This is a genomic window from Falsirhodobacter sp. 1013 (assembly GCF_051195255.1).
Lineage (GTDB): Bacteria > Pseudomonadota > Alphaproteobacteria > Rhodobacterales > Rhodobacteraceae > Falsirhodobacter.
In genome coordinates this window covers 1-1,516 of record NZ_JBNJLK010000041.1, presented here as the reverse complement: position 1 = coordinate 1,516, position 1,516 = coordinate 1, and the positions used below count along the sequence as shown (strand labels likewise).

The window sequence follows — 1,516 nt, the reverse complement described above, 5'->3', positions numbered from 1 at the left end:
TCAGGCCAGATCACGCTCCAGCAGCGCGGCCGGCATGTTCTGGAAGGCGACGGGGCGCAGGAAGCGGCGGATCGACAGGGTGCCGACCGAGGTGGCGCCGAAGTTGGTGGAGGCGGGGTAGGGGCCGCCATGCACCATGGAGTCGACCACTTCCACGCCCGTCGGGAAGCCGTTGACCAGCACGCGGCCGGCCTTGCGTTCCACGACCGGCAGCAGCTTGCGGGCGTCTTCGGTGTCGGCGTCGTCCATGTGCAGGGTAATGGTCAGCTGACCCTCGAGGCCTTTTGCCAGGCGCAGCATCTCCTCGGTGCCGTTGGTGCGCACGACCAGACCCAGCGGGCCGAAGACCTCCTCGCCCAGCGTGTGATCCTCCAGGAAGGCGTCGGAGGACACTTCGTAAAGGTTCGGGCTGACCTGGCGGCCGGCGCTTTCGGTGGACACGACCGGACGGACCGAGTTGCGGCTGTCGAAGCGCTCCTTGCCCTTGTGATAGGCGTCGGCGATGCCGTTGGTCAGCATGGTCTGCGGGGCGGCGGCTTCCAGCGCCTTGGCGGTGGCGGCGACGAAGGTGTCGCCGGCGGCGCCCTTCGGCACCACGGCGATGCCGGGGTTGGTGCAGAACTGGCCCGCGCCCATGGTCAGCGATCCGGCCCACCCCTGGCCCAAAGCCTCGCCGCGCGCGGCCAGCGCCTCGGGCAGCATGAACATCGGGTTGACGGAGCCGAGTTCGCCGAAGAACGGGATCGGCTCGGGCCGTTGGGCGCAAAGGTCGAACAGGGCGCGGCCGCCGCCAAGGCTGCCGGTGAAGCCGACCGCCTTGATGCGCGGGTGCTGCACGAGGCTGGTGCCGACGTCGCGCTTGCCGCCCTGGATCAGGCTGAAGACGCCCTTCGGCATGCCGGTCTTCTTGATCGCGGCGTGGATGGCTTCGGCCACGATCTCTCCGGTTCCGGGATGGGCGGAGTGGCCCTTGACCACGACGGGGCAGCCCGCGGCCAGCGCGGCGGCCGTGTCGCCCCCGGCGGTGGAGAAGGCGAGCGGGAAGTTCGACGCGCCGAACACCGCGACCGGCCCGATCGGGCGCTGGATCATGCGGATCTCGGGGCGCGCGGCGGGCTGGCGGTCGGGCATGGCCGCGTCCGTGCGGCGGTCGAGGTATTCGCCGTCGCGGATGTGCTGGGCGAACAGGCGCAGCTGGCCCGTGGTGCGGCCGCGTTCGCCCTGAAGGCGGGCGGTGGGCAGGCCGGTTTCCTGGCTGCCGATCTCGGTGATGGCCTCGGCGCGGGCCTCGATCTCGTCGGCGATGGTGTCAAGGAAGGCGGCGCGCTCTTCGCGGGTGGTGTAGGCGTAGGTCCAGAAGGCCTCTTCCGCCGCTTCGCAGGCGCGGTTCACCAGATCGACCGTCCCGACCGAGAACTGGTGCACGGGGCCGGTGGCCGGTTCGGAGGCGAAGGTGGCGTCCGTCGCAATCCATTCGCCGGCGATCAGGTGTTTGCCGTGGGGGGTGAAGGTCATG

1 protein-coding gene is annotated in these 1,516 nt (G+C 70.5%); it reads right to left on the bottom strand.

All coding sequences use genetic code 11. From position 1 onward, the window contains the following. Nucleotides 1–1,515 carry an aldehyde dehydrogenase (NADP(+)) gene (locus tag ACSHZY_RS18805; protein WP_435171754.1) on the bottom strand — a complete coding sequence of 505 codons (1,515 nt, stop codon included), beginning with the start codon at nt 1,513–1,515 and terminating at the stop codon, nt 1–3. Nucleotide 1,516: the final 1 nt, after the last annotated feature.

What these genes read in the sequence shown, in the direction of transcription:
- ACSHZY_RS18805 (WP_435171754.1), bottom strand. Translation starts at nt 1,515, where the DNA reads ATGACCTTCACCCCCCACGGCAAACACCTGATCGCCGGCGAATGGATT.